At 41.1% G+C, this 20,765-nt stretch carries 18 protein-coding genes and 4 tRNA genes; 14 read left to right on the plus strand and 8 right to left on the minus strand.

Going from position 1 to position 20,765, the window contains the following annotated elements; all coding sequences use genetic code 11:
• Nucleotides 1-64: 64 nt before the first annotated feature.
• The 3 genes from B2U56_RS07755 to B2U56_RS07765 all read left to right on the plus strand — a co-directional run bounded on the left by B2U56_RS07755 (nucleotide 65) and on the right by B2U56_RS07765 (nucleotide 338).
• A tRNA-His gene (locus tag B2U56_RS07755) sits at nucleotides 65-141 on the plus strand.
• A gap of 17 nt (nucleotides 142-158) precedes the next feature.
• Nucleotides 159-235, plus strand: a tRNA-Arg gene (locus B2U56_RS07760).
• A 27-nt stretch (nucleotides 236-262) separates the two neighbouring features.
• Nucleotides 263-338: transfer RNA gene (locus B2U56_RS07765), tRNA-Lys, on the plus strand.
• Between the two features lie 274 nt (nucleotides 339-612).
• Here the strand turns inward: B2U56_RS07765 and B2U56_RS07770 are convergent.
• The 3 genes from B2U56_RS07770 to B2U56_RS07780 are packed head-to-tail and all read right to left on the minus strand — an operon-like array spanning nucleotide 613 to nucleotide 1,890.
• The gene (locus B2U56_RS07770; RefSeq protein ID WP_013048334.1) at nucleotides 613-1,077 is read right to left on the minus strand and encodes a protein-export chaperone SecB; all 465 of its coding nucleotides are present in this window, start codon (nucleotides 1,075-1,077) and stop codon (nucleotides 613-615) included.
• On the minus strand, nucleotides 1,046-1,477 hold the full coding sequence (locus tag B2U56_RS07775; RefSeq protein WP_013048333.1) for a helix-turn-helix domain-containing protein: 432 nt from the start codon (nucleotides 1,475-1,477) through the stop codon (nucleotides 1,046-1,048). The genes B2U56_RS07770 and B2U56_RS07775 overlap by 32 nt, the downstream gene beginning before the upstream one ends.
• Nucleotides 1,478-1,488: 11 nt before the next feature.
• Complete coding sequence (locus B2U56_RS07780) at nucleotides 1,489-1,890, minus strand: type II toxin-antitoxin system RelE/ParE family toxin (RefSeq protein ID WP_286953139.1); 402 nt, start codon at nucleotides 1,888-1,890, stop codon at nucleotides 1,489-1,491.
• Between the two features lie 168 nt (nucleotides 1,891-2,058).
• Between B2U56_RS07780 and B2U56_RS07785 the strand changes: the two genes are divergently transcribed.
• Nucleotides 2,059-2,181: a hypothetical protein gene (locus tag B2U56_RS07785; protein WP_274531981.1), complete on the plus strand. Its 123-nt coding sequence runs from the start codon at nucleotides 2,059-2,061 to the stop codon at nucleotides 2,179-2,181.
• A 380-nt stretch (nucleotides 2,182-2,561) separates the two neighbouring features.
• On the opposite strand, the gene B2U56_RS07790 is transcribed toward B2U56_RS07785, so the two are convergent.
• Nucleotides 2,562-3,719, minus strand: a complete 1,158-nt coding sequence (locus tag B2U56_RS07790; RefSeq protein WP_286953141.1) for a metallophosphoesterase — start codon at nucleotides 3,717-3,719, stop codon at nucleotides 2,562-2,564.
• Nucleotides 3,720-3,734: 15 nt separating this feature from the next.
• Nucleotides 3,735-5,321 (minus strand): cardiolipin synthase, encoded by a 1,587-nt coding sequence (gene cls, locus B2U56_RS07795; RefSeq protein ID WP_286953144.1) that lies wholly within the window; start codon nucleotides 5,319-5,321, stop codon nucleotides 3,735-3,737.
• Nucleotides 5,322-5,519: 198 nt separating this feature from the next.
• Here cls and B2U56_RS07800 point away from each other — a divergent pair.
• Nucleotides 5,520-5,604: transfer RNA gene (locus B2U56_RS07800), tRNA-Leu, on the plus strand.
• Nucleotides 5,605-6,024: 420 nt separating this feature from the next.
• On the opposite strand, the gene B2U56_RS07805 is transcribed toward B2U56_RS07800, so the two are convergent.
• Nucleotides 6,025-7,530: a glutamate synthase-related protein gene (locus B2U56_RS07805; RefSeq protein ID WP_273312252.1), complete on the minus strand. Its 1,506-nt coding sequence runs from the start codon at nucleotides 7,528-7,530 to the stop codon at nucleotides 6,025-6,027.
• Between the two features lie 431 nt (nucleotides 7,531-7,961).
• Here B2U56_RS07805 and B2U56_RS07810 point away from each other — a divergent pair, with 431 nt between their 5' ends.
• Both B2U56_RS07810 and B2U56_RS07815 read left to right on the plus strand, forming a co-directional pair.
• The gene (locus tag B2U56_RS07810; protein ID WP_273312253.1) at nucleotides 7,962-8,882 is read left to right on the plus strand and encodes a restriction endonuclease; all 921 of its coding nucleotides are present in this window, start codon (nucleotides 7,962-7,964) and stop codon (nucleotides 8,880-8,882) included.
• Nucleotides 8,883-9,266: 384 nt separating this feature from the next.
• Nucleotides 9,267-9,983, plus strand: a complete 717-nt coding sequence (locus B2U56_RS07815; protein ID WP_273015485.1) for a PDZ domain-containing protein — start codon at nucleotides 9,267-9,269, stop codon at nucleotides 9,981-9,983.
• Nucleotides 9,984-10,148: 165 nt separating this feature from the next.
• Here the strand turns inward: B2U56_RS07815 and B2U56_RS07820 are convergent, their stop codons facing one another.
• Both B2U56_RS07820 and B2U56_RS07825 read right to left on the minus strand, forming a co-directional pair.
• Entirely contained in the window at nucleotides 10,149-12,029 is a 1,881-nt protein-coding gene (locus B2U56_RS07820; protein ID WP_286953147.1) for a TRAP transporter permease, read from the minus strand.
• Between the two features lie 114 nt (nucleotides 12,030-12,143).
• Complete coding sequence (locus tag B2U56_RS07825) at nucleotides 12,144-13,130, minus strand: TAXI family TRAP transporter solute-binding subunit (protein WP_013048317.1); 987 nt, start codon at nucleotides 13,128-13,130, stop codon at nucleotides 12,144-12,146.
• Nucleotides 13,131-13,381: 251 nt separating this feature from the next.
• On the opposite strand from B2U56_RS07825, the gene B2U56_RS07830 reads away from it, so the two are divergent.
• The 7 genes from B2U56_RS07830 to B2U56_RS07860 all read left to right on the plus strand — a co-directional run bounded on the left by B2U56_RS07830 (nucleotide 13,382) and on the right by B2U56_RS07860 (nucleotide 20,746).
• Complete coding sequence (locus B2U56_RS07830; protein WP_213700253.1) at nucleotides 13,382-14,365, plus strand: helix-turn-helix transcriptional regulator; 984 nt, start codon at nucleotides 13,382-13,384, stop codon at nucleotides 14,363-14,365.
• Nucleotides 14,366-14,441: 76 nt separating this feature from the next.
• The gene (locus B2U56_RS07835) at nucleotides 14,442-15,449 is read left to right on the plus strand and encodes an ARPP-1 family domain-containing protein (protein ID WP_286953149.1); all 1,008 of its coding nucleotides are present in this window, start codon (nucleotides 14,442-14,444) and stop codon (nucleotides 15,447-15,449) included.
• A gap of 241 nt (nucleotides 15,450-15,690) precedes the next feature.
• A complete protein-coding gene (locus B2U56_RS07840) occupies nucleotides 15,691-16,581 on the plus strand; it encodes a MurR/RpiR family transcriptional regulator (RefSeq protein ID WP_286953151.1) in 891 nt (296 codons plus the stop codon).
• Nucleotides 16,582-16,672: 91 nt separating this feature from the next.
• Nucleotides 16,673-17,662 (plus strand): ornithine cyclodeaminase family protein, encoded by a 990-nt coding sequence (locus tag B2U56_RS07845; RefSeq protein ID WP_286953153.1) that lies wholly within the window; start codon nucleotides 16,673-16,675, stop codon nucleotides 17,660-17,662.
• A 177-nt stretch (nucleotides 17,663-17,839) separates the two neighbouring features.
• Complete coding sequence (gene dctP, locus B2U56_RS07850; protein WP_286953155.1) at nucleotides 17,840-18,760, plus strand: TRAP transporter substrate-binding protein DctP; 921 nt, start codon at nucleotides 17,840-17,842, stop codon at nucleotides 18,758-18,760.
• 102 nt (nucleotides 18,761-18,862) lie between these two features.
• Nucleotides 18,863-19,375 carry a TRAP transporter small permease gene (locus B2U56_RS07855; protein WP_286953157.1) on the plus strand — a complete coding sequence of 171 codons (513 nt, stop codon included), beginning with the start codon at nucleotides 18,863-18,865 and terminating at the stop codon, nucleotides 19,373-19,375.
• Between the two features lie 72 nt (nucleotides 19,376-19,447).
• On the plus strand, nucleotides 19,448-20,746 hold the full coding sequence (locus B2U56_RS07860) for a TRAP transporter large permease (RefSeq protein ID WP_286953159.1): 1,299 nt from the start codon (nucleotides 19,448-19,450) through the stop codon (nucleotides 20,744-20,746).
• Nucleotides 20,747-20,765: the final 19 nt, after the last annotated feature.

The following is a 20,765-nucleotide window of genomic DNA, read 5'->3' on the forward strand; positions in this document are numbered from 1 at the left end:
GAGCAACGGCCTTCTAAGCCGTGGGTCGCGGGTTCGAATCCTGCCGGGCGCGCCACTTGACACGGTGAGCGTAGCTCAATTGGTTAGAGTGCTGGACTGTGGCTCCAGTGGTTGGGGGTTCAAGTCCCCTCGCTCACCCCATTTAAAAATTGCGGTACGCGCCCGTAGCTCAGTTGGATAGAGCGACGGACTTCGGATCCGTAGGCCGCGGGTTCGAATCCTGCCGGGCGCACCATTTTAAAATAAATAGAATGTTTATCGTGGACCGTTAGCTCAATCGGCAGAGCACCTGACTCTTAATCAGGGGGTTACAGGTTCGATTCCTGTACGGTCCACCATTTCATGCCTTGAAATAGACAAAATCAGTAATAGTCAACTTTTCGCCTAGTTTTACCTCTGAACGAGAAACTTCTGAAAACATCTTACACGGTTTTGAAACAAAAACATCCGTCTACTTTTTTAATGAGTATGGTTGTCCAAATACTGTAATTGAGCGGCAGTTAGCTCAATTTGAATGTTGATAACAAAAGCAAAAGCCTAGTGCGAAAATCACGCTAGGCTTAAATGTTTTAGTATAAATTATACGGATTAATTATTGGCCAAATCTGTTTCTTATTCGTTTGGAGATTCAGGTGTTAAGGATCCTTCCTCCGTTCCTGGCACAAAAGAAATAGGTTTGAGGATATAAGGTGGAGAATAGGGACCGATTCCTGTTATAGTTTGGAGCATATTTCTAACGCCACTATAAAGGATACTTAACCCCGTAATGACTAACCTTTCTTCAAAGGCTTTCCTTTCTTTTTCACCAGGAGGAAATCCATTGCTCCATTTGAAGATGCCTACAGCTGCTATACTGAATTTATAATAGTAGTGCTCTGACTTTTCATCTTCATTCGATATAACTCGAAGAAAAACCTGAAATGTTCCAGAATTATCAAGAGGCGTATGAGAATAATTTACATTACAGTCAGGGACTACTTTTTTCTTTTTCTTTCCTGGCGGAAAAGCCTTAAATACTATCTCTGGGAAAAAATAATGATCGATTTCAAGCGGCACCGGGACATTCATTATGTTCATAAAATTTCTCCCCATGATTTTTCATTAATGGCACAAGAACGGTCTCATCACTGCTTCCCCATAACACGGGAACGACTTCATGTGCGTTTGTTAATCCTTGCCAATTAAAATCTGATACAGGTTCGATGTCTTCAATTTTTAAGGAAATCTTGGAATCAAGGGCAAGACAAAGTTGTATCATAGTTTTCAATGTAAAATTTGAAGAATTGGAATTAATAACTTTACTGATATATGCTTCCGATTTCCCCAAACGCTTTCCTAACTCCTTTTGAGAAATCCCTTTTGCTTCAATCGTTGCAATAAGAGAATTCAAGAAATCGAGTCTTAAATCTTCCATCCAATAGTCAACTGATTTTCTAGCCTTCTCGAAGGCTTTCTTAAACCTTCTTCCGTATTCCATGTTTAATCACCTCATTTAAACACTATGGCCCCAGATTCTTTTGCTTTTAAGTAATCCTCCCTGGCTTTTATTGCCCTATCCCTTTCAGCTTTTGGAGTTTTTTTCTGCTTTTTTACGAAGACATGGGAACAGATAATTAACTTTCCCTCATCGTAAAACCAGGGAATTCTATATGGGCCACTCTTAAATTGCCAAATTTCAGGAGCAATGGAGTGGCAACATATCGATACAAGCTTTGGGTCTTTTGCAGCAAGGTCGATTTGTCTCATTAATTTAATTCTGTTTCTTTCCCACCTAGAATTAGGAGGCATCCATTCTTCAGAAAAGAAAAAAGTACAATCAAGATCATCATTATTAGGCATAACAATTCCACAAACAGTGAAATTTCCTTTAACGATGATCTCTAATATCATTTTATTAACCTATAAGTTAAGTAAATTATGGTGTACCTCTTTATATTTGTCAAGTTCTCATTACACCTTATTGGATAACCCTTATTTAAGGTAGGGGAATAGTAGGCCAACTTCTTCACGCTCATATTGTTGAAAGGAGTAAAGTAATAATAATCTTTAGGTGGTTTTATGAGCCACGATTTCGTTTCTGTAATTTCACCATTTTCAACAATAGTTATCCCAAGAATAGATGGGCTGCATCTTTTCTCATTTGCTGCTTCAAAATCTATGGCAGAAAAACTGGTTATCTAAATAACCCCCTCTTGTAATAAAAGCGCATTAACTGCGAGACTCCGCACAATGACTTATTTTGATAAATATTTCCATGATCTAATTTTACGTTCGGAATAAGAGGGTCAATTTTTTATATTAAAAATACGTTTGCAAAACGCGTAAGTGCAGAATGTTGAAATAAAAGCATACAAAGTAGTAGGATCATATCTTCTAACTATGTGAGAACTTTAGGTGGGTTGTTATCATCATTAATTGCAAATCGTATGTGTTTCAGGCTTTTTTGCGGAAAGCCACATAACCATATCTTACGCCGATGTAGTTAATATTAAATACAGGTTACTTATAAATCTCGTAGAAGTCAAGACAAGTTAGATAAAACATGTTAATAGCTGCTTATACTATATACGGTCCACCATTTCATGCCTTGAAACCAGGTCGATTACGGTCAATTCAGGAAAAGCTAAGATTCGCACAGGCGGCCCCCATGTACCGGTGCCGCGACTTACATAGAGCCATGAGCCCTTTCCCAAATCCATAAGTCCCGCAGTATGCTTATAAAAAAGCCAAGTAAATACCATAAAAGGGAAGAGTTGTCCCCGATGCACATGTCCGGAAAGCTGCAAATCAAACTTTCCAACGGCATCGCGATGAATAAGGGGTCTGTGTTTTAAGAGTAAAGTAAATGTTGGTGTCTGATGCGAGTCTTTCAATAGCTGGCTTTCGTCCACTTCCGGTTGCCCCAGAATAAAATGTCCGCCTGGATCATCTACTCCGGCTATGCTAATAGAACCAATATTCACGACGGAGCCCCGCAGCACCTGAAACCCCGCTCTCCCAGTGAAATCCAGTGCATGTTCTATCCCTGCATAAAATTCATGATTTCCAGTTACTGCATATTTCCCATAAGGCGGATTGTAGTGAAGCATCATTTGAGAAATTGTTTCTACATCTTCAATTTCGCCATCTAAAAGATCCCCAGTCGAAACAATGACATCTGGATTTTCTTCTTGAATCTGTTTCATGATCTGTCGCAACATTTTCTTATTGATTAATATGCCAAGATGCAGGTCGGATATCTGTAAAATCCTAAAATTACTAATGTCATCAGGCAGCTTGTCTGTTTCTAGTTGAACACGGATGATACGAACTTTCATGCTCTCTCTGTAACCGTAAAAGCAGAGGATTAAAGCCACGCCTGCGGCTATCCATAACTCGCCGAAAGGGGAAAAGGGGAAATGCATCGTGGGCAAAAAGTAGAGAATGGCGTCAAAAACAATTGATGCAAAAATAAAGTAAAAGCCAAAAGCGATGCCTGTTACTCCCATCCATGCCAGAAGTGTATGTATTTCACAGAGTAGGTGAGAAGACCAGCGGGCTGGAATGACAGAGACTAATATCAACACAGTTCCGCAAACCCATGCCAAAACAACGCTTTCCCAGGAAAAGGGCGGCATATTTTTTAGCTGGAAGTAAAAATATAAAAAGTAAGAAAGGGCAGCATACAGAGCTATATAGGCAGCTATAACGCCACCCTCTGACCTTTTGATTCTTGTCAAAAAACTCATACTCCTTTACAACAGAGCCGACCAAAGCCTCCCAAGAGACTCTCGCACCTTATCATAAACGGGGCGCTGAGAATGAGTGCGCAAATCAAGCTCTACGCATTCTTTGAGGTCTTCTAGAAATTGTATTTCAAAATCCTTAGTTTTAGAACGACTATATATGAACGCCTGAATCTCAAAATTGATATCTAAACTACGGTTATCCAGGTTAGTGGTTCCTACAGAAATCCATTTCCCATCTACCATAACGATCTTCGAGTGAATAAATCCGTTTGCGTAGGTATATATTCTCACTCCGGCGCGAAGCATGTCATCAATATTTGATCGGGTTGCCCAAAAAACCACTTTATGATCAGGACGGGAGGGGAGAATAATACGCACATCAACACCGCTTAACGCTGCTGTTACCAATGCCATTTTCAAGCTATCATCCGGGACCAGGTAAGGTGTGGTTATCCAGACTCTTTTACGGGCCGCAGTAATAAGGAAAAAGTACCCTTGCAATATTGAGCGCCAGTCGGAATCTGGACCGCTCGCGGCAATTTGAAGAGGTAAAACAACATCAGGCAGGGCATTGCTATCCCAGAATGTTTCTGTTTCAGGCAGACTATGCCCGGTACAAAAAAACCAGTCGTTTAAAAAAATCTCATGAACACAGGCTACGGCTTCACCTTGGATGCGAATATGGGTATCCCGCCAAAAACCCATACGGGGGTCAAGGCCACGATAGGTATCGCCTATATTCAGGCCTCCGGTAAAAGCGACTTTTCCGTCGACCACAACTATTTTTCTGTGGTTGCGAAAATTTAAATCTCGACGGATCATGGGAAACGAAACAGGCAAAAATGGCTCGGCGTCAATTCCCTGCTGCCTCAGTTCCTTCACAAAACGGCGTCCCAACCGCCAGCTTCCGACGCTATCATATATAACCCGTACCTTAACCCCTTCCCTTGCCTTCTTTCGAAGGATTTCAAAGAGAGCAGACCCTGTTTCGTCATTTGATATAGAAAAGTATTCCAAGTGTATGTATCGCTTGGCCTCTTCTAAAGCTTCACGAATTGCTGGAAAAACCTCATCACCATTTAATAGCATGTCTACTATATTGTGGTAGGTGAGCCGACCGTGAGATGTTAATTCTAGAAGAGAAACAAGGCGTGAAGGTATTTCTTCGTTTTCCACATCCAACGGCGGTAAAAACGTTTCTCTATGGATAGAACGGTAAAAACGTTTTTTCTTATACCGTTTAAAAATGGCTCTCCGCTTGGGATCCGGCCCTAAAAGAAAGTAAAACAAAAACCCTATCACAGGAACAAGTATCAAGGCCAAAAGCCAGGCTATTGTGCGATCAGGGTTCTTCTCTTCCATAAAAATAACTCCCGCTGCGGTAATAATGTAGAGAGTGAAAATATAGGGCACATAGTCAAGAAAGATTTTCCAGCCCATCCTGGCTAATCTGAGAAGAGTAGGAAGAACAGCAATTTCCCCTTCCACCGTTTTTATAGCAAGGTACTCTATGTTTATCCATATCCACGGAATAGAGAAGACAAGAGCAAGCACAAATATTGTAAAAAGCAGGGCTTTTAAGGAAAAACGCAATAAGGCTCCTCCTTTCTCAAACTTAACTTTGAACGTTATGATTATAGCTGATAAAGAACTTGTTCAGAACACACTTCACTGCTTGCATAAGAGACATCAAAAGAAAGGGCTATGAGTTTCTAACGCTAATGTTGCCAATAGAAAAAGATGATGCTATGATAACGCACTGAACATCAAGGATACGACCTTTCAATATGTGCGAGAGTGGCGGAATTGGTATACGCGCTGGACTTAGGATCCAGTGGTTTCGGCCGTAGGGGTTCGAGTCCCCTCTCTCGCACCATTTCATTTCTAAAACGAATCTATCAGGATTATCCTTCTCTCTGCAATTTAAGGGAAATTGCTTCTGCCAGATTGACAACATTGATTTTGCTAATCATGTTGCGAATGGCTCTTTACAGATGATCGGAGGTAGCAGGGTCCCAATTCTTTTGAATTTATTCTACGTAAGGGCGCCAACAAGTCTGATGGAGGCGGGCAAAATGATAGCATTATAAGACTAAATTCAATAAAGATAGTATTTGCGATGTTTTAAAGCATCTCTGGCTGTGAAGTGGGCTTACCTTCGCCTCTACCTAAAAGTATCAGCAGCCAGCAGAAGAATTTTTACTGGCTGCCGATCTTATGTTTAGAGTTGATCAATATTAGGATATTGATCCCAAAGTTGCCTAAAAGGATTTGCTCAGAATGGCCGGTCTCTTATTTAACCCATAAGGTCGCTTGCGTAGTATGTGAGCGGAATCAAATCGCTCCTGTCAAAATATTTTAGATCGAACTTACGGTTTAAAGCAGCAAAATGTCTCAGGCCAAATGCCAATTTATTGAGATAGGAGAAAACTCCAATTGCTCCTGTAGAAAAGTTGTCAGCTTCTTTTCCATATATCCCTCTGAGGTCAGCCAGATCATGAAAAACCTCATCTACAGTACTGCCAAATTTCTTGAAGAATTCGGGCGTTCTGCCTGCCTTTATCTCGTCTCCAATTGTCTTTCCTGTCATGGCAGCTGCCATAGAGGCACGACAGACACCAATAGCATTAATAAATCCATCTCCATATGCAAGAGACTTGAATATCTGATCTTCACTGGCAAAACCACCAGTCATGACCATTGCAGGAAGAACCTTGCCCTGTTTTTGTAGTTTTGCACAGATATCTACGACAACTTTTTCAAGCAAAATTGTCGGGAGAGACCATTCATTCATCATCTTCGAGGGGCTATAACCTGAACCACCGCCAGCGCCATCAAATGTTACCATGTCAACTCTGTTTTCCACTGCCATATTGATTACACGTTCCACATCAGACGGATCGAAACCAGCCATTTTGAAGTAGACGTTTTTCATCCCCATGGCACGTAGTTCAGAAATCCGTTTTGCCATTGATTCTTCCGTCCACATCGGCAGTCTTCCGTAAGTGTAAAAATTAGGACAACAACCCTTTTCCTTAAGTTCTATTATTTTAGGATCAAATGGATTGGGAAATACAAGAGCTCCGCACTCAACTTTTTTTACGGCCTCGTCATAGTCCTTAATCCTGTTGGCCGGTTGAGTTCCCTTGGCACCCTGACCGAACTTAAATTCCAGAGCCTCAAAGCCATATTTGTTCAAAGCTATTTCAGGAACGCCCATAAGGTGGTCATCGACGTTGCACTGAAGCACCATCTGCCCGACTCCTCGATAATATTTATAAAAGCTATCATGGATTTTTTGAAGCATAGGGAACGATGAAATTTTACCGTTCTCTATTTTCAGTTCATCGTCTTTGTTCCTTGCATCTTCCCCTATCATGCAGGTAACTCCTGCCATAGCAGCGCCACCAAAATAATCAACCCAGTTCATTTTTATTAAAGCGGGCAAAACAATAGGCAGATCCAGCTTTATTTTATTATCATTACCATATTCAGAAGCCAGATTAACGTTAAATATCTCAGCATGTTCATAATCAGCCTCTGTCCCTATGGCGCCAAAAGCACGACCGTTTATGTTGAAATGAGAAAAATCTACTGGATAATCCTTTTCCGACGCAATCTGATTAGGGCCTGTAGTTGTGGGATAAACAGACATCTTTCCCAGAACTGCTGCCTGACCAATCTCACAAGTTCCCAAACATTTATCTGCACACAAAGAACACATTCCTGACTGAGGAGAAATATACTTACTTCTGTTTCTTGCTGCCGTAAAGCCTGAACTTAAACTTGGTGAAAATGACATAAAAAAACCTCCCCTTAAAAATTTTACCTTATCTCTTATATAACCTCTGTTTTGGTTAGAGCCATTGTATCACTTGATTTATATTGCGTGATCCATAAAGTACCCATTTTACCGCCTAATTTTTCAATATTAATAATCTCTGTTCAATAAGCAATTTTACAATTCCTTGTCTTGATATTTCGATATAAAAATTAGACCTGATCCGTACCAATCTGAAGTACAGTATGCCGCAAAACGCTGGAATTTCTGTCTCACACTAGAGATGTTCTTCAAAAATAACGTTTTGTCTCTGTTTGTAGAACTTTACTTGTAAAAAGGAGTGTTAGTAGTATTGTTGTGTGAGTAGAATTAATTTTTTGTTTGTCAAATCCAAATTCAGGAGTGGACAGAAATAGAGCACTATGAAAGATAATAAAGGAGTGGTTCAGATCATGACCATACCGGATTATCAATCTCTATTGTTACCGTTCTTAAAACACCTTTCCAATGGTAAGGAACATACGAAACAAGAAATGATCGATTTGCTGGCAACGGATTTCAAACTGACTTCGGCAGAACGTAAGGAACTGTTACCGAGTGGAAGGCAAAAAGTCTTTGATAATAGGGTTAGCTGGACAAGGACATATCTCAAGAAAGCCTTATTGTTGCAATCGCCAGCCAGGGGTAGATATACCATTACAGACAGAGGCAGACAAGTTTTAACTGAAAACCTAAGCAAGATTGATGTGAGCTACTTAAAGCAGTTCCCGGAGTTCGTCACTTTCTTGAATACCTCTAAGAATAACAACAAAACCCCCGTTAACAAAAGAGTCGCGAGAGCTGAAAGTAAAGATACCCCAGAAGAAATTCTGGAGGCATCATATCAGATCTTGCGGCATAATCTGGCCCAAGAACTACTCTCAAAGGTTATTGAGTGTAGCCCAGCCTTTTTTGAGAATCTTGTGGTAGAGCTATTACTTAAGATGGGTTATGGGGGATCTCGTAAGGATGCAGGTCAGGCCATAGGCAAAACCGGTGATGGAGGTATAGATGGAATTATAAAGGAAGACCGTCTGGGCCTGGATGTAGTATATATCCAGGCAAAAAGATGGGAGGGTACTGTGAGCAGGCCTGAAATACAAAAGTTTGTAGGGGCACTTCAAGGTAAAAAGGCACGTAAAGGAATTTTTATTACAACCGGATTTTTTTCTTCTTATGCCAGAGACTATGTAAAAGACATACAGAATAGCGTGGTTTTGATAGATGGAGAAGAGTTATCCAGTTACATGATCGATTTCGGCGTAGGGGTTTCTCCGCTAGCATCTTATGAAATTATGTCCATCGACTCTGACTATTTCATGGATGAACAATAAATAATGAATAATCAAACACCAGAAATTTGTGCATCTGCTGATTTGAAAGATGGAAACCTTGAAATCAAGAAAATTCATTTAAGACTGGGGGTTTTGGAACACGTACTTTAAAACTAAGGATTGAGTCTCTATAATGCTGTAAATTTCACAGAGCTAAAGTGGGATGGGATGAAAGGTTGAAAAAAGCCATACTATGATTAACAATATGAAATTTCTTTTCAGCAATGCCTCCTAACGCTCTAATAAAGAGTTGATAAGATTAGAACGCACCTATAAACCAGCTGATAAAGCCACAAACAACTGTTATTGAGAGCCCCCATAAACTGTCGGTCTGCCTCCTTAAAATGTTTTGAATAGCAAGGTTTAAATAAAGGAGGTAAAGAGATGAAACGTATTCTTGGAATGCTTCTTATCATATTAACCTTATTGATAGTTATGGCATCATCTTCCTTCGCCGCTAAACTCTATACTACGACAATCCATGAAACAACAGTGGAAGAAGTGCAAGACATGATTTTAGAAGTCATGACTGGCAAAAATTTTACAGTTGATGAAGTAGACAAATACAAAATTATAGTTGCAAAGAATTTTGGTGATGGGTTTTGGGTGACATCACAGCTATGCAAGGTAAAATTCAACATGTTAGAGCGTGACGGGAACATCAAGTTGATGGTTAGTGAAACGGAGTTAGTGCAGGGTCAACTTGCACGTCAACGATCAATCGACCATCTTATTCCTCTTATTAAAGAAATTCGCAATAAAATTGACGGAACACCAATGGATCAGATTGCCAGCGAAGCCGTTAATCAACTTCCTGGCTCTGGAAATGAACGGCAAAAAGCTCTTGGGATTATTCTAGGAGATAAAAATGGTGAGGGATACATTCTTATTGCAAAAGTAGAACCTGGGAGCTTAGCTGCAGATGAAGGTCTGCTGCCTAAAGACATCATTATTGAAGTCAACGGCCGTAGTACCAAAGAAATGGAAAGCAGCGCTCTAAAATCTTACCTGGCGAATAAATTTGCAGCAAATGCTTCAATCATGCTTTTTTATAATCGGAATGACACGACAGAAATGGTTATTTTAAAACAACAAATGTAGCTCTCTCTTTTTAAAATTTAAAAAACAGCAGTGCATTTTAAGAATAAGATCAACAAGGTGATAGAGCTTTTAAAACAATTTCTGCCATTGGCAGTATAAAACTGGGCGGCTCAAGGGCCGCCCATACTGTTTATTATGCGTATAGAGTTTGTTATGTTAGTCAGGTCAGCAAGTAACTTCAACAACTTTCGGCTTGGATAGCATAAAAAGAAACACGGTGAATACCACACTAGCAATTGAAAGCAATGGATGATGATATAGTGCAGCCAAAGCTGAGATGGCAAAAGCTGTTCTGTGCCATAAGGGCAGAGGACCACGGGCATAACCTGTCAAAGCGAAAGCGATGCCGGTAAGAGCTCCTATTCCGCTTATGAGAGACGTTAAGTTCTCTGTAAGTACGCCCTGAAGTATAAGACCTGGATCGTAGCAGAAAGCGAAGGGGACAATGAATGCCAAGACACCTAGTCTACAGGCCGCAAAACCAGTTTTGTTGGGCGATGAGTCCGCAATAGATGCAGCAGCATAAGCGGCCAGTGCTACTGGCGGCGTAATGTTGGAAACAATGGCGTAATAGAACACGAAGAGATGTGCCGCTATTGGAAGAAAACCCATCTTAACGAGGGCGGGAACACCTAACGCCGCACCGAGAATGTAGGCGCTGGTTGTAGGCAGTCCCATGCCAAGAATAAGGGAAACCAGAGCGATCAAAATAAGCGCCAGCAGTGAGTTTCCGCGGGCAATGCTGATAACAGCACTGACGAACTTAAAACCAATACCTGAAAGAGCTACCGATCCAACCACCAATCCAGCAGAGGCACATGCCGTACAGATAATGGGGATGTTTTCAGATCCATCATGTATGGCTTCAAGAACCTTTTTGGGTCCCATACGCAGGGTTGGATTAATAAGCGACAAAGCCCAAGCCAAAGTTATGCCGGCAATGGCCCCATACATGGGGGTATATCCAATCAAAAGCATATAAACAAGCAGAACAACGGGAGACATCATATACAGTCGCTTGAATACAGCTTTTTTAGAGGGCAGCTCATCAGCTGGAAGCCCTTTAAGCCCGTCTTTGACTGCAGTAAGGTGAACCATCAGAAGAACAGCGCCATAGTAGAAGAGTGAGGGGAGAATAGCAGCAACCATAATCTTATTGAACGGAACCCCTAAGAGGGCTGCCATAACGAATGCGCCGGCGCCCATGATAGGAGGCATAATCTGTCCCCCAGCACTGGCAACAGCTTCTACGGCTCCGGCAAAATGAGGTTGGTAGCCAATGCGCTTCATTAGTGGGATGGTAAAAGAGCCTGTGGCATAGACGTTGGCCACAGCTGATCCAGATATGGAACCGAACAGGGCCGAACTAACCACAGCTATCTTAGCAGGTCCCCCAGCTGCAGTTCCGGTAAAGGCCTGCGCAAATTCCATGAAATATTCGCCGACGCCGCTTTTCTCAAGGAAACCGCCAAAAATAAGGAAGATCATTACAAAGGTTGCGGAAACCCCCAGCGACGAAGAGAAAATCCCCTCATCTGTTAGGAACATACCCTCGATAATTCTGTCGAATTCTGTAGGCACTCCTCTAAGTACAGAGGGAAGAAAACTGGCATCACATACGTAAGTATAAACTGTAAAGACTAATGCTACGATCACAAGGGGCAACCCTACGATGCGCCGAGTTGCTTCCAGAAGAAGCACGATCAACATGGTGCCAAGTATGAGCTGGGCAGTGGTGAGTTCATCAACTCCCTGCATACGCATCATGAGTTGGTCATAATTAATCATGATGTATAGGCCAGGAGCCGCGGAAGCAGCAGCAAGAATCCAATCATACCAGGGCACTATTGTATCAGGAAGCTGGTCTTTTTTAAAGGGGACAAGGGGATAGAGCACAAAGGCCATAGGCAGCACCCACGTTAAGTGAATTGCCCTTTGGAGAAAGGCCTCAAAGGTACCAAATACAGCAGTATAAAGATGGAAGAAACCCATAGCAAGGACATAGACATATAATGCCTTTGCTACAAAACCGTCAAGTTTTCTCATGAAATGGAACCCTCCTTGACAAATAAATCGAAACGATACAGAGACATAAACGACAAAGGCGGGCTTGATGCCCGCCTTATTGGTTTTGAGTGTGCATAAAAAAGTTCTTTTAGGCTATTTCTTGGCGGCCTCTGTCCAGTATTTTATTGCTCCTGCATGGCTCTTGATAGGATCTCCAGGAATCGCCGTTGCGGGATTCAGTTCTTTTATGTCCACCACTGCCTTGGAAAGGGATTCCTGATTCTCATGCATTGTTTTGCAGAGGTCGTAAACCATTTTTTCGTCGAGGTCGTTGCGTACCACTATGCAGGTGTAGTCTCCCACAACCTTTACAGGTGTATCTTTAACGGATTTGTAGATGCCGGGATCTACTGTAAAGGTTACAGTACCGTAATCGGCACCAACTTTATCAAGGGTTTCCTGTTCCATTCCAAGTATCACAATATCAGTCTGGCTCTCTACCTGCATAACGATGGAGGCGACCTTGCCTACTGAGAAGGCAAAAATATCAATATGTTTGTCTGCGATAAGATCTGCGCCGTCAGAGTAGGAGGCATATTCTACAGAGCCACCCCATTCCTTCAGGGCCTTGCGATAGTCAAGCCCAAAGCCAGATTTAAAAATACCGTTGATAATAAACTCGGAGCCTGTACCGGTCTTAAGAGTTGCAAAACGTGTTGGGATCTTGCGGGCAACCAAATCATCAAGGGACTTAATGTTATGTTTTTCTACGAAATCTTTGCGGGCGAGGAAATATGTGTACTGTGTATAGAGGTTAGCAAGTATAGTAGCATTTTTAACCTGCTCTTCGAAGGGAGCGCCAGCGCCTTTTTGGGCTACGGCAACCATGGACGTGTTAGAAAAACCGAAATCACCTTTACCCTTATCAGCGTTGATGATGTTGGCCACGGCACCACCGGTAATGCTAGTGGTGGGAACAGTTTTCTGAGACCATAGGTCAGCAAGAGCACCACCCAGGGCAAACCAGTTACCACCCGGCGGTCCCGCCATAAAACGCAGCTGATCAGGCGTGTCAGCAGCAACCATTGAAGCGGAAAACACACAGGTCAAGGCAAGGAGTAAAATAACGAATTTTTTCAAACGAAACCCTCCCTTATAATTTTTAGAAAATGAAAACATAAACCCAGCTCATTCTGCGTACACCTTTAATATTTAATATATCTATCTTCAAAGATATTGTCAAATTTGATGTATAATTTACAGATGAATGTATTTAAATAAATACAATTGTTTTAAAATTTAAAATACGGTTGCATCCATATAATGAAAAAATAATAGATGAATTGCACTTTAAGGTTTTCTTTGAACTATAATAAAAAGGAGAGGTAATCTTGCCCAGAGACCTGAGCTCCGTGAGACTTTCCCGCCTAAATAGCCTTGTTCTTGCTTTTTACTCCACGCCTCGGATGAGTAAGAGAGAAATAATAACCCGCCTTGAGTACTCTAGTGATCGGACCTTTGAACGAGACCTTGCCTACCTCCGAGATGAATACGCGGTAGACATTTCTTACAACCGAAACACTAGTCAGTATGTTTTTTATGGCCGGGGGAAGTTTCTTGTCTCCACAGCATTGACAGAAAGAGAAGTTACATCTATGGCAGCAGGCCTTAAAATGGCTGCCCATTTTTTGCCACATCTGGAAGATGCCTGCACAGAACTTTGGGGAAAACTGAAAGGAGTTCTTCCTGAGGATATTCCTGAGAAAGGAGAGCAGCTTGCCCTTTCTACTGTAGTAGCTCTTCCTGTTTCTTTCATGGACTCTGCTGTATTTGAAACACTTTTTAACGCTATACAAGAGAAAAAAACTGTCAGACTCAGGTACTGTTCTCCTTACGGGGACGGTGCTCCTAGAGAACATGAAATTTGCCCCTGGGGAATGTACTTCCGTGCTCATGCCTGGTATTTATGGGCTTGGAGCTGTAGCAAAAATAGCCCTATGACTCTCAGGATTGGGCGAATCTCTTCTATAGTAGCTTACGGAACGCCTCCATATGTTGAGCCGCCAGAGAATTTTGATGTTGGAGATTATGCTTCTTCTGCGTGGTATGGTTGTACAGGAGAAGGAATCCATGACGTTTCGTTGAAGATTGAACCACCCCTCGCAGCTGTAGTAGCGGAAACCACCTGGCATCCTACCCAAAAGATAGAAGAAAATGAAGATGGTTCCATCATATTGTCGGCAACGGTGCCTAATCTTGGCGATGTTGCACGATGGGTAATGGCCAGCGCTCCCTATGCCAAAGCGCTCGAGCCCACAGAACTGAAAAGTCAGCTTTATGAACTGGGGACAAGCATAGTTAATAGCCATAGTTGATAACACCCATAACCTGTCGCCCTGAGTCCTTAAAATGGTTTGTAAATGGATAGAGCCATTAAGAGGAGGTTTTTTAATGGTTTTTTCGGCGATGGAAACATTAAACAAATTTGAGATTGGCGAAATACAGGCTTATGGCAATATAAGTCTGTTCCCCCTTTTTAGTTCCATGCAGAACATTATCCCTTACAGAACTATGGGGGAAGCCTTAAATAAGAAGGTCCTTCGCATCAGTGAGGTGTCTCAGAGCGGTTCAGTTCCAGAACTAATGGTGGAAAGTGATGCGGACTTCCTTGTTTTGCTTCTTGATGGGGAAGAACTTCAAGGAGCAAAGCAGAATAGAGCTCTTAATACTACTGTCCTTTTAAAAAAACATTCAAAAACAATTATCCCCGTAAGTTGTACAGAGCAGGGGCGATGGAGTTATAATTCCAACTTTTTTTCAGACTCTGGCGTAATAATGAACAGATCGATACGAATGAAGAAGAATGTTTCTGTTTCCTATTCGCTGCGGAGTAAAAAAACTTTTCACTCGGATCAGGGTGAGATTTGGTGCGAAATAGATAAAATGTCTTCAAAGATGAACCTAACTTCCCCTACTTCGGCAATGAGAGATTTTTTTGAGCAAAGTAGGGAGGATCTGGACAAACATCTAGATGCCTTTTATCAAGAAGATGGTCAGAAAGGATTTATAGTGGGAATTAATGGAGAAATAGCAGGGCTAGACTATCTATCTTGTCCTGCGGCTTTTAAATTCCTCTATAATAAACTGCTAAAAAGCTACATAATGGATGCTCTTTTACAGAATAAGAAAACCAAAAAAAGAATATCTAAAGAACGTGCCAGGCTTTTTTTACAATCCATCGTTGAAGCTGAGGAAACAAAACATCCTTCTGTAAGCTGCGGACACGACTATCGCTACGAAGGAACACAAGTAATAGCCTCTGCTCTCGTTGGGGGAAAGGAACTTATTCATCTGACTGCTTTTTCTATCGATCAAAGCAGCTCTCTCAGCAAAAAAACCAAGAGAAGGCTGGCACGTTATCGAAACAGGATGGAACTGAGGAGGTTCAACAACGAGTAGGCAGTGGCACATAAATAGGGTAACAATCAATAGAAGACGTGGTGGTAAGCCTTCCTTTTGTGGGGCACTATCACGTCTTCGTTATGTTTGAAGAAGAGAAGCTTATGCTAAAAATCACTTAGCTGAAAATTTATGGCTATTTGTGCGAAAATAAAAACATATCTTGACAGTTTTCATGTGGGGTAGTATAAATAATGAAGAGCTAAATTTCATTATATTTTTAAAAGGTGGAAAATTATTCATGATAAATTCGGAAAGTGTTTCCGTTCTTGATCAATTAAAGAAAATCTCATCGTCTTTAAGTCCTAAACTAAGAAAATTGGCAGAATACGTTGCTGGAAATTACGTAAAAAGCGCATTTATGAATGCTGCAACTTTGGCATATAACTCTGGAGTAAGTGAATCTACTGTAACGAGGTTCGTAGCGATTCTGGGATATTCAGGATATTCCGATTTTCAGTCAGCATGTCAGGCTATGGTTCAAAACCATATTTCAACCCTTGAAAAATACCCACTAGATGCTTCAGGGAAAAGTAGCCTAGACATATACCGTCAAGTGATGTCAATGGAAGCTCAAATGTTAAGCAGGGCTTCTGAGATAATTTCGAAAGATGTTATGGATACTATCGTTGATTTAATATATGAAGCTTCTGATGTGGTCATTGTTGGAACAGTAGCTAATGTTTGTCTTGCTGAATATGCTAATTATTTTTTAAGCATCCTTGGCCCGAACGTTCACAAAATAACCCGGTTGGATATTGAAAGTTTAATGAAAATTCGGAAATTGCCGCCCAAAACAGTGGCAATGGTTTTCAGTTTCCCACGATATTCCAAGCCGACACAAGATATTCTTGAATATCTAAAAGCAAAAGAAATCCCCATAATTGGTTTTACAGACAGTGTAGCTTCTCCCATAATCCCTTTCATAAAATACCCTCTAATTATTCCACAACAGTACATTACTTTTATTGACCCATTTGGTGCGGTAATGGCTCTAATTCATGCGTTGTTCACAGGGGTCTATCTCAAGGACAAAGATGCTTCTCAAAATAAGGTTAAACAGTTTGACACTTATTGTAAGTCTCAAAACTTTTTGATTAGGAAAGAGGTTAATGTTGTCGATCTAATTTAACCACATTTATATATTTTTTATAACAATTGGATACTCGCGATCGCTTGCCTTGTATGAAAACATATAAAACGTAGAGGGGATGATGTTGCATATGAAAATACCTGAGGTGCTATGGCTATCACAGGAAGAAGTAGCAAATCTCGGACTATCAATGAAAAACATAATTGATGCCGTAGATGAAGGATTGAAGTTGAAGGGCGAAGGGAAAGTGGAACTCCCAGCAAAAATAGGTGTGCATGCGAGGAAAGACTGCTACATACATGCCATGCCTTGCTGGGTTGGCGGTGACATCGATGTAATGGGAATTAAGTGGGCAGCTGGCTATCCAAGTAATCAGGCCAAAGGTCTCCCTTACATTAATGGCATATGGTGCATGAATGATTGTGAAACAGGACTTCTTAAAGCCGTCATGGATGCAAACTGGATAACTGCATGGAGGACAGGAGCAGCTTCCGGTGTATGCGCAAGATATATGGCAGATCCTGAATCAGAAGTTGTTTCAATTATTGGCTTAGGCGTACAAGGAAGAACTAACCTATTGGCTATGAAAGAAGTTCTTCCCAAACTAAAAGAAGTTAAGATTTACGATATTTTCCCCGAACAGGTTAAACGATATGAAGAAATTCTTTCACCGCAACTCCCAGGAGTTACATTTGTTTCCTGCAAAGACGTAGAAGCAACCGTTAAAAATGCTGACGTAGTAATTACCTGTGCTCCTATCGTTGAAAATCCGGAGCGCTTTGTCCGTTCTTCTTGGCTTAAAGATGATGTACTAGCTATTGCTGTGGATTATGATTCATCTCTCGATGCTGACATAATGACAGGTGGCGTTTTTGTATGTGATGATAGAAATCAGTATCTGGAAACCCAGAGCTGGTCCTCTTATTTTCATGGCGGATATCCAACTTCTGAACAGATCTATGCTGATATGGGAGAAATTTGCGCAGGTATAAAGGCTCCCGTTACTAGTGGCAGACGGGGAGCAGTCCTTATGGGAATTGCAAGCCATGATATCATGACCGGTCGGCTTCTATATCAAATGGCAGTAGATAAAGGAGTAGGAACCTGGCTAAAAATTTAAGCATTAAAAAAAGATTTTTCTGCTTTTGTGCTTAGCAGTACGTTTATAAAACAACAAAAATAGGGAGGGTGAATAGGTTTGACCAAGAAGCGAAATTGGCCGAAATTGTTAGTGTTGTGTATACTGTGTGTATTTGTCCTCTGTTGCACAAGTGCTCCTTCCGAAGCTGCTAAAAAAATGAGAATTAGAATGGCGGGGCAAAGCTCCGTAGATCACCAGGCTACCATTCACCAAAAGGAATTTGCAGAAACAATTGGGCAAGCTACTGATGGGCGTATCGAAATCAGGGTTTATCCTGCCAACCAATTGGGCGACTACACGCAGGTTTATGAAGAAGTGGTAAAAGGCAGTATAGAAATGGCTTTGATATCTGTCCCGAGCCAGTTCGATCAAAGGCTTGAACTCACATATTTCCCCTATCTGCTGGAAAATTATGAGCAGGTAAAGGAAGCATATGCTCCAGGTGGTTTCCTTTACGATATTCTTGAGGGCCTTCATGATAATTTAGGAGTTAAACTTCTGGGATTTAACATTGAGGGATTTGGCGGGTTCGGAACAACGAAACCAGCAGAAGACCCTGCTAATCCTGATGTTAAGAAAACTGTATTAATACGGGTCCCTCCGATGGATGTTTTTAAATTGTCGACAGAAGCCATGGGGTTCCTAACAGTCTCCATCCCTTACGCTGAAACATATACGGCTCTTCAAACTGGAGTGTGCGAAGGTTGGACTGGTGGACCTCCCGTGCTTACCTGGCTTAACTATAGAGACGTTATAAAATATTACTATCAGTACAATTGTTATCTAGAAACTGAAAGTTGGCTTATAAACAAAGATTTTTGGAACAAGCTTAGTGCCGAAGATCAGAAATTGTTCTTGAATACGGCTCAAGTTCTTCAGTTGAAGAGTGTCGCAGTTTCAGAAAAAGAAGACAAAGAATATCTTACGAAACTCAAAGATTTTGGCATGGAAGTAACAACATTTTCCAATGAAGAACTCGCCACAGTGGCAGCTAAAGTTCGAGAAGTGGCTTGGCCGAAGCTGGAAAAAAGAGTATCACCTGAGATCATGTCAAAACTGAGAAAGCAATATCAATAAGTATGTTAGAAACTATACAAGTCTAAGAGGTAGGTCTTTGACCTACCTCTTATTTAATACCCAAATAAACGCTTAATGATCGTTGAAAGGGGACTGGAGACTTTGGAGAAAAAAAGAGGTTGCATTATCTGGAATGGTTTATTGGCTTTGCAACGAAATATCATGTTTTACTTCAGTTTAATTATAGCTGTTTCTATAACTATTGGAGCAATGCTTCGTTACGTTTTTAAAACAAACCTTTATGGCATGGAAGAAATTATTTCCATTTTTGCCTTTTGGCTTTACTTTGTTGGTGGAGCTTATGGCGCTTTCGAAGATAGTCATATTAAAGCAGACGTTGTCTCATCTTTTGTAACGAATCAAAAACTTCAATCAACTTTAATCGCCTTTAGCACAGGAGTTACTGCCTTTTTTTGTTTTGTTGGTATTTATTTGGCATGGGGCATGCTTAGTTTTTCTTTTCTTAGGGGGACACAAACACCCGTTTGGCGCATTCCTCTATGGGTTCCCCAGGGGTCAGTTTTCTTAGGTTTTATCCTTATGGCCTTTTATTTCAGCATTCACTTTAAAGACCACTTTAAAAAAGCGAAAGAGATTTACATGGGGCGTATTTAAACCTTAACACGTTCACGAAAGGGCAAAATTGAAACAACAGTACCTTTAACTGAATTTAAGGAGGCTGTTTTTATGTTACTCACGGCGATACTATTGCTTGTTATCACTCTGATAATAGGACTCCCAGTCCCCTTCGCCTTTTTTACATCAGCTCTATGGATTATTGCGGCAGGTTTTTATAATCCAGATTTTCTTTTTACTCATGGCTATAACTCCATTGGATCTATAGTTTTACTTGCCATACCATTATTTATTATGGCCGGAGGTCTTATGGAAAGAGGAAATATTGCGGAGAGTCTTATAAATCTGATTGATTTGTTTGTGGGAAGAATAAAAGGAGGGCTCGGAGCTGTAGCTGTTGTTGCTTGCGCAGTTTTTGGATCAATAACAGGGAGTTCTTCTGCAACATTAACTTGTATTGGTTCAATCATGTTTCCACGCCTAAAGGAAACGGGTTATCCGCTGGGATATACAGCTGCTTTGTTAGCTAGCGCTTCAGTCCTCGGGATTTTAATTCCTCCAAGCACTTTGATGATCCTCTTCTCCTGGGTTGGGGGGCAATCTGTTCTAGCCTGTTTTCTTGCCACCTTGATACCAGGAATAATTTTAACAGTTATGATGGCTCTTTATAATATTTGGGTGCTTAGGAATAATGACAACCTTATTGTTTCAGAGAAACTTAACGCTGAACAATTCAAGAAGGCCTTTGCGCAAAGGACGTACCACGCTTTTCCTGCTCTTTTAATGCCAATATTTATTCTTGGCGGTATATATGGCGGATTCGTTACTCCGACAGAAGCAGCCGCTGTGTCTGCTGTCTATGCTATTCCTATAGGCTTTTGGGTTTATAAAGGCCTAACTATGAAAAATTTCAAAGAAGTAATAGTGGAATCTGCAACTACTACAGGTGTAATTATGATCATGCTGTTTTCAGTAATGATGCTTAGCAGATTGTACATCATGGAAGATCTTCCAACGAAGATCCTCAACCTTTTACAGAGTATAACCTCTAGTAAGTTTGGCATTTTATTAATGCTTAATATCTTTATGATAATCATGGGGATGCTCATGGATGACTGTAGTGCCACTATGCTTTGCACACCCATACTTCTCCCTATAGCAATCAAAGTAGGCGTTCATCCTATTCATTTTGCTGCTATTTTGGGTGTAAACATAGGCATGGGTAATATTACCCCACCCACAGCGCCTCTTTTATATCTTGCAGGGAGGCTTAACGGAGCTAGGGTAGATCAATCCTTAAAACCCACATTACAATTACTTCTTTTTTGTTGGCTACCGGCGCTTCTCTTGACAACCTACGTACCCTTTTTATCTTTGGCACTTCCTCGTCTGCTTCTAGGGATAAAATAAAAATGTTTTGCGGCGTATA

Origin of the sequence: Aminobacterium sp. UBA4987 (genome assembly GCF_002396985.1) — a bacterium.
In the GTDB taxonomy this organism is placed as follows: Bacteria; Synergistota; Synergistia; order Synergistales; family Aminobacteriaceae; genus Aminobacterium; species Aminobacterium colombiense.